This window comes from Pseudomonas sp. W15Feb9B, from assembly GCF_000828175.1.
GTDB lineage: Bacteria > Pseudomonadota > Gammaproteobacteria > Pseudomonadales > Pseudomonadaceae > Aquipseudomonas > Aquipseudomonas parakoreensis.
On record NZ_JTKF01000004.1, the window covers coordinates 44,421 to 57,605 of the forward strand.

Sequence of the window (13,185 nt, forward strand, 5' to 3'; positions counted from 1 at the left end):
GGACATCTCTTGTCGGACTATCGGCCGGTTTTTTGTGAAAACCGTACAGTTACTGAGCCATCACTCTAGTCCCGGATCTGTGAAAGCAGAAGCTGCCACGCCGCCATCATTTAGCCAAAGCTGTAATTTACCGACTAACGGTCACCCCTGCAGCCCCCGAAAACCGGCACAGATGGCATTTCGACAGGATGTTGACGCCAATCATCTGCCAAACGGGCGTTAACAAAAAACACCTCTACGCTTATAACTGCCGCCCGAAAAAGCGCGGGCTAGAGCTTCTGGCACTCGCGTACAGGAAAATTGAGTGGAAGAACCGACATGATCGATCTCGCAACCTGGAACCTCAGCGTTCCCGTCGGCAGTCCGCCGTACACCGTCGAAACCTCCAAACTGGTGAATGGCTTCAAGGATCAGTACTTCCATTCCGACACCGGCACCTTGTTCTTCTGGTCGCCGGTGACCGGGTCAAAAACCGAAAACGCCATTTACCCGCGCACCGAACTGCGCGAAACCTTCAGCAACGGCTCCCTGCGCAACTGGTACTACCCCGACGCCGACAACACCCTGCGCGCGACCCTCGCCGTGAACAAAGTGCCCAGCTCCGGCAAGATCGTCATCGGCCAGATCCACGCTTATGAAAGCCAGCGCCCGATGGTCAAGCTCGAATACCAGTACAAGGAAAAAACCCAGAACGGCAACCTGGTGATCAAGGTCCGCATGCACCCCGACGACAAGGAAAGCCGCGTCATCACCCTCGCCACCGGGATCAAGCTGGATCGCGAATTCAACTACCTGATCCACCTCAGCCCCGGCGGCGCACTCGGCGTGAGCGCGGCGGGTTACCAGTGGGATTCACAGATCAGCGCGACCTGGCGCAACAAGCCGTTGTACTTCAAGGCCGGGGTATATGTGCAGGACAACACCGGCTACACCAGCGAAGGCGGCCAGGTCACCTTCAGCAAACTCGACATCGACCACGACAAATAAGGCTTCATTGGCACAAATCCCTTTGGCGAGGGAGCTTGCTCCCGCTGGGGCGCGCAGCGGCCCTAAAAAAGCGAGGCCTGCTGCGCAGTCCAGCGGGAGCAAGCTCCCTCGCCACAGTGTTATTTATTGCCAGTCGGACATCCTTTAAACGGTGTTGTTTAAATCGCTCGGCGGTTACTTCCCGATGCCTACAACAACTTGCGTGGATACCTACAGCTACGCCAGAATCCGCCGGCTTGTGCGCCTGGAGGGCCATCGGTAACTTGATTCGCGTCACTGATTTCCAGTGATCGGGTTTAGTAGCCCGAGGTTACGCGATGCGCATTGGCACCATTCAGTCGGACATTCATCCGCGCTTGATGGTAGCTGTACGCAGGGCGCCTTCGGGTGCGCCGGTCGCGTCTCCCCGGTCTACTAACCTGCGTTCAGCTGCCACCCCTTCGTTTAGTAGCGATCCGGTGCCGGCTCCATTTACCGGAGACGAGACATGACCAAATCAACGCCTCACCCGCCAGCCACCGACCTGGCCTCCCCCTACGAATCCCTCGACTCAAGAAAGCTCCACGACGCCGCCGAGCGCGCCCTCGACCACTACCTCAACCCGGCCGCACACATCATGACCAGCACCTGCGAACCCGAGTCCATGTACCTCGCCAACCCGAAGTACAACACCGAATCTCTGCTGGCCAACGCCAGCGAAACCCTGGGTTCAGCCAGCGAAATGCTCAACAACTTCGCCGCAACACTCGATACCTCCCACCGCAAGACTGCGCTGGGTATCGCACAGGTGGTCATGCTCGGTGAATTGGCGGTAAATCAGGCACTGGATCACGTTGAACTGAAGGAGTAGTCCCTGATAACGGACTTTTCGTCGAAAAATCTTCCAAACTTCCATTACAGGTGCCATTCACCTAGCTGTGCCTTGTGAAGTGCCACTCTGCAGAAGGCGGCGCAAGCAGCTTGAAACAAAGCCTGGGGATCGAGTAGACGCGGACGCGCGCCGAGCGGACTCATAACGATCAAATGCAGCGTTTACGCCATTTAACTTTGAAAGTTACAGAGACAGTAGATGGATCACGTTCTATTAATGAGCCGCCTCGCCACCCAATTACGCATAAAGCGTAGGGAGCGCGGACTAACGCAAGCGCAACTCGCCGACCTCGCGAGAGTTACGCCATACAAAGTCATCGCTATAGAGAAAGGCACCCTCTCCGTGGGCATGAACGCTTATGCACGTGTTATTGCCGCTCTGGATTGTGAGTTCACCGTCGTTCCGGCAGTGATGCCTACGCTTGAAGAGCTAGCGGAAATATTTGTTTAACTACGCCCACAAAAAACCCGCCTCTCGGCGGGTTTTTCATAAAAGCAGCTCAACACCCAGGCTTAGTTCACCTTAGCGTTCAACTCACCCTTCAGATAACGCTGGAACATCGCTTCCAGCGAGATCGGCTTGATCTTCGAAGCATTACCGGCAGTACCGAACGCTTCATAACGAGCGATGCACACATCACGCATCGCCGTCACGGTTGCGCCGAAGAATTTACGTGGATCGAATTCGCTCGGGTTGGTGGCCATCAGACGACGCATGGCACCGGTGGATGCCAGGCGCAGGTCGGTGTCGATGTTGACCTTGCGCACGCCGTACTTGATGCCTTCGACGATTTCTTCAACCGGTACGCCGTAGGTTTCTTTGATGTCGCCGCCGTACTGGTTGATGATCGCCAGCCACTCTTGTGGCACGGACGAGGAACCGTGCATCACCAGGTGGGTGTTCGGGATGCGCTTGTGGATTTCCTTGATGCGGTCGATCGCCAGCACGTCACCGGTAGGTGGCTTGGTGAACTTGTAGGCGCCGTGGCTGGTGCCGATGGCGATGGCCAGGGCGTCGACCTGAGTCTTCTTGACGAAGTCAGCGGCTTCTTCCGGGTCGGTCAGCATCTGGCTGTGATCCAGAACGCCTTCAGCGCCGATGCCGTCTTCTTCACCGGCCATGCCGGTTTCCAGCGAACCCAGGCAGCCCAGCTCGCCTTCAACCGAAACGCCGCAGGCGTGAGCCATGGCGACGGTTTGTTGGGTCACACGGACGTTGTAGTCGTAGTCGGTCGGGGTCTTGCCGTCTTCGCCGAGGGAGCCGTCCATCATGACCGAGCTGAAGCCCAGTTGAATCGAGCGCTGGCAGACGTCAGGGCTGGTGCCGTGGTCCTGGTGCATGCACACCGGGATGTGCGGGAATTCTTCGATCGCGGCCAGGATCAGGTGACGCAGGAACGGCGCGCCGGCGTATTTGCGAGCGCCGGCCGAAGCCTGGACGATCACCGGGGAGTCAGTCTTGTCAGCGGCTTCCATGATGGCGCGCATCTGCTCAAGGTTGTTGACGTTGAAGGCTGGAACGCCGTAGCCGAACTCGGCTGCGTGGTCCAGCATCTGGCGCATGCTGATAAGTGCCATTGTGTGTGTCTCTCCCGGTTGAGGGTCGTTAATCGTGCCAGCCTGCCGGAGCGGCGGCGGCTATTCAAGTGATTGCAGATCGGGGGTCGAAGCCCGGTCTGGTGATTCGATAAAGCAAATTCTCAAGAACTACGCAGAACTCTGTGGGAGCGAGCTTGCTCGCGAATGCATTCCAACATTCAACACAACTGCAAGCTGAACCAACGCTTTCGCGAGCAAGCTCGTTCCCACATTGGGATCCGCTGCCACATTAGATCTATGGTGTGTCAATTACTGCGCCTTGCAGCCGCGACCGATCAGGTCATTGGTGGCGACCCAGTACACCAGGCCTTCGTCACCCTTGACATGAAATGCCAGCATGCCGTCGCTGTACAGCACGCCCGAGGCGCCCGGCTCTTCTTTCAGGCGATAGACCTGATCACCGCCGCCCAGTCGAACATCGACTTCTTTCTGGCCGGCATCGGCGTAGCGCCACAGCACTTTGGCCTGACTGTCGCAGGTCCAGGTGGTCCAGTTGTCCGCAGGTGCGGACGACTGAAACAGGTTCATCTGCGCGCAACCGCCCAACAATGCCAACGCCGCAATGGCGATCAAGCCTTTCATCCGTGTTCCTCGACTGACAGCCAACGCCGCCAGCCCTGCGTTAAAGAGTCAGACCGGTCAAGGACAACCATGTTCCTTGGCCGGGGTTTGCGTCTCGTATTTGTCCAGACCGTCCGGCCCCGAGCGCTTGTTCAGCACCGGGTTGGTTTCGGCCTGCCAGTCGGCCTGGTAGCAGCCTTTCTGTGCCGCATCCGGCGCAGGTGTCGCCTCGGCCTTCGGGTTACTCCCGCAGGCCGCCAGCGTACCGGTCAGCAACAACAGCGCTAACGACTTGACCATCTGAACACTCCTTTGCCTGGCCAAACGGGCGGCCTCAGGCCTTGGCCCGGCTTTCCAGGACTTCAACGGCCGGCAGCACCTTGCCTTCGACGAATTCGAGGAACGCGCCGCCACCGGTGGAAATGTAGGAGATTTGCTCGGCCACGCCATATTTATCGATGGCCGCCAGGGTGTCGCCACCGCCGGCAATGGAGAACGCGGCGCTGTCAGCGATGGCCTGGGCCAACACCTTGGTGCCGTTGCCGAACTGGTCGAATTCAAACACGCCGACCGGGCCGTTCCACAGAATGGTTTTCGACGATTTCAGCAGTTCGGCGAAGTTGGCCGCGGTTTGCGGGCCGATGTCCAGAATCATGTCGTCAGCGGCAACGTCAGCGATCAGCTTGACGGTGGCTTCGGCGCTTTCGGCGAATTCTTTGGCAACCACCACGTCCACCGGCAGCGGCACGCTGACCTTGGCAGCGATGGTGCGTGCGGTGTCCAGCAGGTCCGGCTCATACAGCGACTTGCCGACCGGGTGACCGGCGGCAGCCAGGAAAGTGTTGGCGATGCCGCCACCGACGATCAGTTGATCGCAGATCTGGCTCAGACTGTTGAGGACGTCGAGTTTGGTCGACACCTTAGAGCCGGCAACGATCGCAGCCATTGGCTTGGCCGGTGCGCCCAGCGCCTTGCCCAGTGCATCCAGCTCAGCGGCCAGCAGCGGGCCAGCAGCCGCGACTTTAGCGAACTTGGCAACACCATGCGTCGAACCTTCAGCGCGGTGCGCTGTGCCGAAGGCGTCCATCACGAACACGTCGCACAGGGCGGCGTATTGCTGGGCCAGGTCGTCGGCGTTCTTTTTCTCGCCCTTGTTGAAGCGCACGTTTTCGAACAGCACGATGTCGCCGGCCTTGACGTCAACGCCGCCCAGGTAATCGGCCACCAGCGGCACTTCGCGGCCCAGAGCCTTGCTCAGGTAGTCAGCGACTGGCTTGAGGCTGTTCTCGGCGGAGAACTCGCCTTCGGTCGGACGGCCCAGGTGCGAACACACCATCACTGCCGCACCTTTTTCCAGGGCCAGCTTGATGGTCGGCAGCGAAGCCAGGATACGCGCATCGCTGGTGACAACACCGTCCTTGACTGGGACGTTGAGGTCTTCGCGGATCAATACGCGCTTACCTTGCAGATCGAGGTCGGACATCTTCAACACGGTCATGGGTCGCACTTCCTGAGTAGCTGTTCTTAGAGAGCAGGTTTTTTTGAAATCGCTGTTTGCAGATAGTGGTCTGCAACGTCCAGCATTCGGTTGGCAAAACCCCATTCGTTGTCGAACCAGGCCAGGATGTTCACCAGCTTAGGGCCGGAAACACGGGTCTGACTGGCATCGACGATGGCCGAATGTGGGTCATGGTTGAAATCACAGCTGGCGTGCGGCAACTCGGTGTAGGCCAGCAGTCCCTTGAGCGGGCCGCTGGTGGCGGCTTCACGCAGGATCCGGTTGACCTCGCCCGCATCGGTCGCGGTGGCGGTCTGCATCGTGATGTCGAGGCAAGACACGTTGACCGTCGGCACGCGTACGGCTTTGGCCTGAATTCGCCCGGCAAGTTCCGGCAGCAGGCGCTCGATGCCACGCGCCAGACCAGTGGACACCGGGATCACCGACTGGAACGCCGAACGGGTGCGGCGCAGGTCTTCGTGGTGATAGGCGTCGATCACCGGCTGATCGTTCATCGCCGAGTGAATCGTGGTGATCGACACGTAATCCAGGCCGATCGCCTTGTCCAGCAGACGCAACAGCGGCACACCGCAGTTGGTGGTGCAGGAGGCGTTGGACACCAGCAGTTCATCGCCGGTCAGGCAATCCTGATTGACACCGTAGACGATGGTGGCGTCGACATCCGCCTCGCTGGCCATCGGTTGCGAGAACAGCACGCGGGGCGCGCCGGCGTCGAGGAAGCGCTGGCCGTCTTCGCGGGTGTGGTAGGCGCCGGAGCATTCGAGCACCAGGTCGACGCCCAGCGCCGCCCAGTCAATGCCTTCGGGGGTGGCGCTGCGCAGGACCTTCACGCAGTCGCCATTAATATGCAGACAATCGCCTTCTACTCGCACTTCGCCGGGAAAGCGGCCGTGGGTGGAGTCGAAGCGTGTCAGGTATTCGATGCTGGCCATGTCCGCCAGATCATTGATCGCGACAATTTCAAACCCGGCCTTCTCGCCACGCTCGAACAACGCACGCAAGACGCAACGACCAATCCGGCCGTAGCCGTTGAGTGCAACTTTGTAGGGACGCGGTTGAGGCATGGGGTTCTCGATAGTACGCGGGCAGACACAATGCTTATTTGCGACACATCCCGTGTGGGAGCTGGCTTGCCAGCGATAGGGCCATCCGCTTCAACATAAACGCTGACTGACAGGACGCTATCGCTGGCAAGCCAGCTCCCACAGGGAATTGCGGTGACCGCTCGATCACCGCGTTGCGGCTCAGTCTTCCAGCAACTCTTCAGCCTGACCCAGGATGTTGTCCAGGGTGAAACCGAATTCTTCGAACAGTGCCGAAGCCGGCGCCGATTCGCCGTAGGTGGTCATGCCGATCACGCGACCTTCCAGACCCACGTACTTGAACCAGAAGTCGGCGTGAGCCGCTTCGATTGCGATACGTGCGCTGACCTGCAGCGGCAGAACCGATTGCTTGTAGCCGGCGTCCTGCGCATCGAACACGCTGGTGCACGGCATGGAAACCACGCGCACCTTGCGGCCTTGCCCGGTCAGCTTGTCGTAGGCCTGAACGGCCAGACCGACTTCCGAACCGGTGGCGATCAGGATCAGCTCAGGCTCGCCTGCGCAGTCCTTCAACACGTAGCCACCGCGGCTGATGTCGGCGATCTGGCCGGCATCGCGTTCCTGGTGCTGCAGGTTCTGACGCGAGAAGATCAGCGCCGATGGACCGTCCTTGCGCTCCAGCGCGTTTTTCCAGGCCACCGCCGATTCAACGGCATCGGCTGGACGCCAGGTGTCGAGGTTCGGTGTGCTGCGCAGGCTGGTCAGTTGCTCGATCGGCTGGTGCGTCGGGCCGTCTTCGCCCAGACCGATGGAGTCGTGGGTGTAGACGTGGATCACACGCTTCTTCATCAGCGCCGACATGCGCACCGCGTTGCGCGCATATTCCATGAACATTAGGAAGGTTGCGCCGTAAGGCACCAGGCCGCCGTGCAGGGACACGCCGTTCATGATCGCGGTCATGCCGAATTCGCGCACGCCGTAGTACATGTAGTTGCCGCTGGCGTCTTCAGCGCTGACGCCTTTGCAACCTTTCCACAGGGTCAGGTTGGAACCGGCCAGGTCAGCCGAACCGCCGAGCAGTTCCGGCAGCAGCGGGCCGAACGCGTTCAGGGTGTTCTGGCTGGCTTTACGGCTGGCGATGGTTTCGCCTTTGGCCGCCACTTCAGCGATGTAGGCCGAGGCTTTTTCCGCGAAGTCAGCCGGCAGTTCGCCGCTCAGACGACGGATCAGCTCGTTGGCTTCGGTCGGGAACGCCGCGGAGTAGGCAGCGAAACGCTGATCCCACTCGGCTTCGGCAGCGCGACCTTTTTCCTTGGCATCCCACTCGGCATAAATGTCTGCAGGGATTTCGAACGGGCCGTGGTTCCAGTTCAGCGCCTGACGGGTCAGAGCGATTTCCGCGTCACCCAGTGGGGCGCCGTGGCAGTCTTCCTTGCCCTGCTTGTTCGGCGAACCGAAACCGATGGTGGTCTTGCAGCAGATCAGGGTCGGCAGCGGGCTCTTGCGCGCGGTTTCGATGGCAGTCTTGATCTCTTCCGGATCGTGACCGTCGACGTTGCGGATCACCTGCCAGTTGTAGGATTCGAAACGCTTCGGGGTGTCATCGGTGAACCAGCCTTCGACTTCACCGTCGATGGAGATGCCGTTGTCATCGTAGAAGGCGATCAGCTTGCCCAGGCCCAGCGTACCGGCCAGGGAAGCGACTTCGTGGGAAATGCCTTCCATCATGCAGCCATCACCGAGGAACACGTAGGTGTGGTGATCAACGATGTTGTGGCCAGGACGGTTGAACTGCGCACCCAGTACTTTTTCCGCCAGGGCGAAACCGACGGCGTTGGCCAGACCCTGACCCAGCGGGCCGGTGGTGGTTTCGACGCCCGGGGTGTAGCCGAATTCCGGGTGACCCGGGGTGCGGCTGTGCAGTTGACGGAACTGCTTGAGGTCATCAATCGACAGGTCGTAACCGGTCAGGTGCAGCAGCGAGTAGATCAACATCGAGCCGTGGCCGTTGGACAGCACGAAGCGGTCACGGTCGGCGAACGACGGGTTGCTCGGGTTGTGCTTGAGGTAGTCGCGCCAAAGTACTTCGGCGATATCTGCCATACCCATAGGGGCACCGGGATGGCCGCTGTTGGCTTTTTGCACGGCATCCATGCTGAGGGCACGAATGGCGTTGGCACGCTCACGACGGCTAGGCATCGCTGATCTCCTGGGTGTGAATAGATTGGAACGGAAAAAAGGAGGGCATTTTCCCTCACCGGAGCGCCTCGGGGCAATGACAGATAGTCATCCGAAGGCGTTTTTCCCGTGCTGGACGGCGGTTTCGTCTGGTGAAACCTTTCCGCTGTTCGTTTGTAGAGTTAACCAGCCAGTGAGAAGTGCCATCTATCGAGCAATATCAAAACTTTTTGATATTGCCCTTGCAGCGATTTCCCACCGTCACTAGACTGCTGCCCCATGAACTTACGCGTGCCTTCCATTCGCCATGACGATTGCGACGAGCTGGCGGCCCTGTGCAAGGCCGGTGGCGACCCGCTGCGCCTGAATGTATTGCGCGCGCTGGCCAACGATTCGTTCGGTGTACTGGAGCTGGCGCAGATTTTCGGCATTGGTCAGTCAGGCATGAGCCACCACCTCAAGGTGCTGGCCCAGGCCGATCTGGTAGCGACGCGTCGCGAGGGCAACGCGATTTTCTATCGCCGCGCCCTGCCCCACACTGAATTGCTGGGCGGCAAGTTGCATGCAGCACTGTTAGAAGAAGTCGACAATCTGGCGCTGCCGGAGGACGTGCAGGCACGGATCGCTCAGGTCCACGGACAACGTGAAGCCGCCAGCCAGGATTTTTTCGCCCGGGTCGCAGAGAAATTCCGCGCCCAGCAAGACTTGATCGCAGGCCTGCCGCAGTACCGCGACAGCGTGCTGGCCCTGCTCGACAAACTGAACTTCAATGGTGCTGCCACGGCCATTGAAGTCGGCCCCGGCGATGGTGCTTTTCTGCCGGAACTGGCCCGCCGCTTCGGCACCGTAACCGCGCTGGACAACAGCCCGGCGATGCTCGAACTGGCGCGTCAGGTATGTGAACGTGAACGGCTGGCTAACGTCAGCCTGCAATTGGCCGATGCATTGAATGGCACAAGCCTGACGGCCGATTGCGTGGTACTGAACATGGTGTTGCACCATTTCGCCGCGCCGGCCGAAGCGCTCAAGCACATGGCCGGCCTGCTGCAACCGGGCGGTAGCCTGCTCGTGACAGAGTTATGTAGCCACAACCAGAGTTGGGCCAGGGAGGCCTGCGGTGATCTGTGGTTGGGGTTTGAACAGGACGATTTGGCCCGTTGGGCCACCGCTGCGGGACTCGTTCCCGGGGACAGCCTCTATGTAGGCTTACGTAATGGTTTCCAGATCCAGGTTCGCCACTTTCAGCGACCGGCTGGCGACACTCACCATCGGTAAATTCAGGAAAACATCGAGATGAGCGAATACTCCCTCTTCACCTCCGAGTCCGTGTCTGAAGGACATCCGGACAAAATCGCCGACCAGATTTCCGATGCGGTGCTGGACGCCATTATTGCCCAGGACAAACACGCACGCGTTGCCGTGGAAACCCTGGTCAAGACCGGCGTTGCCATCGTGGCCGGTGAAGTGACCACCAGCGCCTGGGTCGACCTGGAGCAGATCGTTCGTGACGTGATCTGCGACATCGGCTACACCAGCTCCGAAGTCGGCTTCGACGGCGCGACCTGCGGCGTGATGAACATCATCGGCAAGCAGTCCCCTGACATCAACCAGGGTGTTGACCGCGCCAAGCCTGAAGATCAGGGTGCCGGCGACCAGGGCCTGATGTTCGGCTACGCCAGCAACGAAACCGACGTGCTGATGCCAGCGCCGATCACCTTCTCGCACCAGCTGGTGCAGCGTCAGGCCGAAGCCCGCAAATCGGGTCTGCTGCCGTGGCTGCGTCCAGACGCCAAGTCGCAAGTGACATGCCGTTACGAAGGCGGCAAGGTGGTCGGTATCGACGCCGTTGTACTGTCGACCCAGCACAACCCTGAAGTGTCGTACAAAGACCTGCGCGAAGGCGTGATGGAGCTGATCGTCAAGCACGTGCTGCCTGCCGAACTGCTGAGCAAAGACACCCAGTTCCACATCAACCCGACCGGCCAGTTCATCATTGGCGGCCCGGTAGGTGACTGCGGTCTGACCGGTCGCAAGATCATCGTCGACAGCTACGGCGGCATGGCCCGTCACGGCGGTGGCGCGTTCTCCGGTAAAGATCCATCGAAGGTTGACCGTTCGGCGGCCTACGCTGGCCGTTACGTGGCCAAGAACATCGTCGCTGCCGGCCTGGCCGAGCGTTGCGAGATCCAGGTGTCCTACGCCATCGGTGTCGCTCAGCCGACTTCGATCTCGCTGAACACCTTCGGTACCGGCAAGATCAGCGATGACAAGATCATCAAACTGGTGCGTGAAGTGTTCGACCTGCGTCCATACGCAATCACCACCATGCTCGATCTGCTGCACCCGATGTACCAGGAAACTGCAGCCTACGGCCACTTCGGTCGTGCTCCGCAGACCAAGACGGTTGGCGAAGACACCTTCTCCACCTTCACCTGGGAAAAAACCGACCGCGCCGACGCTCTGCGTTCCGCCGCAGGTCTGTAAGCCCTTCCCGGCTGCAAAAAAAGCCCCGCACGGTTCGCGCCGTGCGGGGCTTTTTCATGCTTGCCAGGATTAAAAGATCGCAGCCTTCGGCAGCTCCTACACAACGCATCCCCCTGTAGGAGCTGCCGAAGGCTGCGATCTTTTGACTTTAACGCTGCGCAACACCCCGCAAAACACCCAGGCTACCCGACCCGCAATCCTCGCCTAGCCTTCAAACATTCCCCCTGAGCAAGGACGCTCAAAATGCTTGCCACGCTGCGCCTGTTTTCCGCTGTTCTGCTGAGCTTCATCCCTCTGATCGCTTACTCAGCCTGCCCCGACTGGTCTACCAGCAGGGCAAAAACTGAAATCTCGGCCCTGCAACTGCAGATCGATCAATGGGACAACGCCTACCACCGCCAAGGTCGCTCGCTGATTGCCGACGAGCTCTACGATCAATCGCGCCTGCGGCTCAACCAATGGCGCCAGTGCTTCCAGCAGCCCGCAGCGCCCGAACCGTTGCGCAGCGTGTCTGGCTCCGTCGCGCATCCGGTCGCCCACACCGGTCTGGACAAGCTTCACGAAGCTGCTGCCGTTCAAGCGTGGTTGAAGAATCGGCAGGATGTCTGGGTACAACCCAAGGTCGATGGTGTGGCCGTCACGCTGATTTACCGTCGCGGCCTGTTACAGCAAGCGATCAGTCGCGGTGACGGCATCAGCGGTCAGGACTGGACAGCATCGGCGCAAAAGATCGGCGCCATTCCGCAACATCTGACTCAACCGCTGGACTTGCTGGTGCAAGGCGAACTCTATTGGCGCCTGCAGCAACATGTGCAAGCCAGCGCCGGCAGCGTCAATGCCCGCGCCACCGTTGCCGGGCTGATGAACCGCAAAACCTTGAATGCCGAACAGGCGGCCGGAATCGGCCTGTTTGTCTGGGACTGGCCACAAGGGCCGGCGAGGCTGCCGGAAAGAATATCGACGCTGGCAACCTTGGGATTCGCCGCAACGGCGCCATTCAGCCAGGCCATCGCCAACTTTGCCGATGCACAAAAATGGCGCGAGCATTGGTATCGATCACCTCTGCCCTTCGCCACCGACGGCATTGTCCTGCGCCAGAGCCAGCGCCCGCCGGCCGAGCGCTGGCAGGCAAGCGCGCCCTACTGGGCCGTCGCCTGGAAATACCCGTTTACCCGAGCGCTGGCCGAGGTGCGCAAAGTGAATTTCAAGGTCGGCCGCAGTGGACGCATCACCCCGGTATTGGAGTTGTCGCCGGTGATGCTCGATGACCGCGAGATCAAACGCGTCAGCGCCGGTTCACTCAAGCGCTGGCAGGCGCTGGATATCCGCCCCGGCGATCAAGTAGCAATCAGCCTGGCCGGGTTGACCATCCCGCGACTCGACAGTGTGGTGCTGCGCACTACCGAACGAGCCGCCCTCGACATTCCCGACACGCGCGACTTCCACGCCTTGAGTTGCTGGCAACCGACACCCGGTTGTGAAAGCCAGTTTCTCGCGCGCCTGACCTGGCTCAGTGGCAAACAAGGCCTCGCGCTGCAGAATGTCGGGCGCGGCACCTGGGAGAAACTTCTGGAAACAGGCCGCCTGAACAACCTGCTGGATTGGTTGACCCTCGACGAGCCAGAGCTTGCTAACATTGCCGGCTTCGGCGAGCGCAGCAGCGCACGTCTGATCAACAGTTTTCACAGCGCCCGCCAACGACCGTTCACGCAGTGGCTCAAAGCATTGGGTTTACCGCCCACCGGTCAGGCACAACTGGCCGACTCGTGGCAGGCGCTGGCACAACGCAACACCGAACAATGGCAGGCAGAAGCCGGAATCGGCCCGGGCCGCGCGGCGCAATTGAGCGCATTCTTCCGCGACCCGCAGGTGCTGGCCTTGAGTGACACATTACGCGCCGCCGGAATCGACGGCTTCTGATCACGCAATTCCGGCAGCCGGGAA

Annotated in this window: 12 protein-coding genes; 6 read left to right on the top strand and 6 right to left on the bottom strand. The window is 60.2% G+C overall.

Features of this window, described 5'->3' with window-relative positions; all coding sequences use genetic code 11:
• The first annotated feature begins 318 nt into the window (after window positions 1-318).
• The 3 genes from OC71_RS01760 to OC71_RS01770 all read left to right on the top strand — a co-directional run bounded on the left by OC71_RS01760 (window position 319) and on the right by OC71_RS01770 (window position 2,308).
• Window positions 319-987: a polysaccharide lyase family 7 protein gene (locus OC71_RS01760; RefSeq protein WP_041063417.1), complete on the top strand. Its 669-nt coding sequence runs from the start codon at window positions 319-321 to the stop codon at window positions 985-987.
• Between the two features lie 487 nt (window positions 988-1,474).
• Window positions 1,475-1,837 carry a DUF6124 family protein gene (locus OC71_RS01765; RefSeq protein WP_041063419.1) on the top strand — a complete coding sequence of 121 codons (363 nt, stop codon included), beginning with the start codon at window positions 1,475-1,477 and terminating at the stop codon, window positions 1,835-1,837.
• Between the two features lie 219 nt (window positions 1,838-2,056).
• Window positions 2,057-2,308, top strand: coding sequence for a helix-turn-helix domain-containing protein (locus OC71_RS01770; protein ID WP_041063421.1), 252 nt, complete (start codon window positions 2,057-2,059; stop codon window positions 2,306-2,308).
• Between the two features lie 62 nt (window positions 2,309-2,370).
• On the opposite strand, the gene fba is transcribed toward OC71_RS01770, so the two are convergent.
• From fba to tkt, 6 genes are all read right to left on the bottom strand, one after another.
• Window positions 2,371-3,435 (bottom strand): class II fructose-bisphosphate aldolase, encoded by a 1,065-nt coding sequence (fba, locus tag OC71_RS01775; RefSeq protein ID WP_041063423.1) that lies wholly within the window; start codon window positions 3,433-3,435, stop codon window positions 2,371-2,373.
• 270 nt (window positions 3,436-3,705) lie between these two features.
• Window positions 3,706-4,038: an MliC family protein gene (locus tag OC71_RS01780; protein WP_041063425.1), complete on the bottom strand. Its 333-nt coding sequence runs from the start codon at window positions 4,036-4,038 to the stop codon at window positions 3,706-3,708.
• A gap of 57 nt (window positions 4,039-4,095) precedes the next feature.
• Entirely contained in the window at window positions 4,096-4,317 is a 222-nt protein-coding gene (locus OC71_RS01785; protein ID WP_007961876.1) for a hypothetical protein, read from the bottom strand.
• Window positions 4,318-4,351: 34 nt separating this feature from the next.
• The gene (locus tag OC71_RS01790) at window positions 4,352-5,515 is read right to left on the bottom strand and encodes a phosphoglycerate kinase (RefSeq protein WP_041063429.1); all 1,164 of its coding nucleotides are present in this window, start codon (window positions 5,513-5,515) and stop codon (window positions 4,352-4,354) included.
• A 26-nt stretch (window positions 5,516-5,541) separates the two neighbouring features.
• Window positions 5,542-6,600 (bottom strand): erythrose-4-phosphate dehydrogenase, encoded by a 1,059-nt coding sequence (gene epd, locus OC71_RS01795; RefSeq protein ID WP_041063431.1) that lies wholly within the window; start codon window positions 6,598-6,600, stop codon window positions 5,542-5,544.
• 180 nt (window positions 6,601-6,780) lie between these two features.
• On the bottom strand, window positions 6,781-8,778 hold the full coding sequence (gene tkt, locus OC71_RS01800; protein WP_041063434.1) for a transketolase: 1,998 nt from the start codon (window positions 8,776-8,778) through the stop codon (window positions 6,781-6,783).
• A 258-nt stretch (window positions 8,779-9,036) separates the two neighbouring features.
• Here tkt and OC71_RS01805 point away from each other — a divergent pair, with 258 nt between their 5' ends.
• From OC71_RS01805 to ligB, 3 genes are all read left to right on the top strand, one after another.
• On the top strand, window positions 9,037-10,032 hold the full coding sequence (locus OC71_RS01805; protein ID WP_041063436.1) for a metalloregulator ArsR/SmtB family transcription factor: 996 nt from the start codon (window positions 9,037-9,039) through the stop codon (window positions 10,030-10,032).
• 18 nt (window positions 10,033-10,050) lie between these two features.
• Entirely contained in the window at window positions 10,051-11,241 is a 1,191-nt protein-coding gene (metK, locus tag OC71_RS01810) for a methionine adenosyltransferase (RefSeq protein ID WP_027610621.1), read from the top strand.
• Between the two features lie 243 nt (window positions 11,242-11,484).
• Window positions 11,485-13,161 carry an NAD-dependent DNA ligase LigB gene (ligB, locus tag OC71_RS01815; protein ID WP_041063440.1) on the top strand — a complete coding sequence of 559 codons (1,677 nt, stop codon included), beginning with the start codon at window positions 11,485-11,487 and terminating at the stop codon, window positions 13,159-13,161.
• Window positions 13,162-13,185 lie beyond the last annotated feature (24 nt).

Bases quoted from the DNA above. Each gene is read 5' to 3' on its own strand.
- OC71_RS01760 (WP_041063417.1), top strand. From the start codon at position 319: ATGATCGATCTCGCAACCTGGAACCTCAGCGTTCCCGTCGGCAGTCCG.
- OC71_RS01765 (WP_041063419.1), top strand. From the start codon at position 1,475: ATGACCAAATCAACGCCTCACCCGCCAGCCACCGACCTGGCCTCCCCC.
- OC71_RS01770 (WP_041063421.1), top strand. From the start codon at position 2,057: ATGGATCACGTTCTATTAATGAGCCGCCTCGCCACCCAATTACGCATA.
- fba (WP_041063423.1), bottom strand. From the start codon at position 3,435: ATGGCACTTATCAGCATGCGCCAGATGCTGGACCACGCAGCCGAGTTC.
- OC71_RS01780 (WP_041063425.1), bottom strand. From the start codon at position 4,038: ATGAAAGGCTTGATCGCCATTGCGGCGTTGGCATTGTTGGGCGGTTGC.
- OC71_RS01785 (WP_007961876.1), bottom strand. From the start codon at position 4,317: ATGGTCAAGTCGTTAGCGCTGTTGTTGCTGACCGGTACGCTGGCGGCC.
- OC71_RS01790 (WP_041063429.1), bottom strand. From the start codon at position 5,515: ATGACCGTGTTGAAGATGTCCGACCTCGATCTGCAAGGTAAGCGCGTA.
- epd (WP_041063431.1), bottom strand. From the start codon at position 6,600: ATGCCTCAACCGCGTCCCTACAAAGTTGCACTCAACGGCTACGGCCGG.
- tkt (WP_041063434.1), bottom strand. From the start codon at position 8,778: ATGCCTAGCCGTCGTGAGCGTGCCAACGCCATTCGTGCCCTCAGCATG.
- OC71_RS01805 (WP_041063436.1), top strand. From the start codon at position 9,037: ATGAACTTACGCGTGCCTTCCATTCGCCATGACGATTGCGACGAGCTG.
- metK (WP_027610621.1), top strand. From the start codon at position 10,051: ATGAGCGAATACTCCCTCTTCACCTCCGAGTCCGTGTCTGAAGGACAT.
- ligB (WP_041063440.1), top strand. From the start codon at position 11,485: ATGCTTGCCACGCTGCGCCTGTTTTCCGCTGTTCTGCTGAGCTTCATC.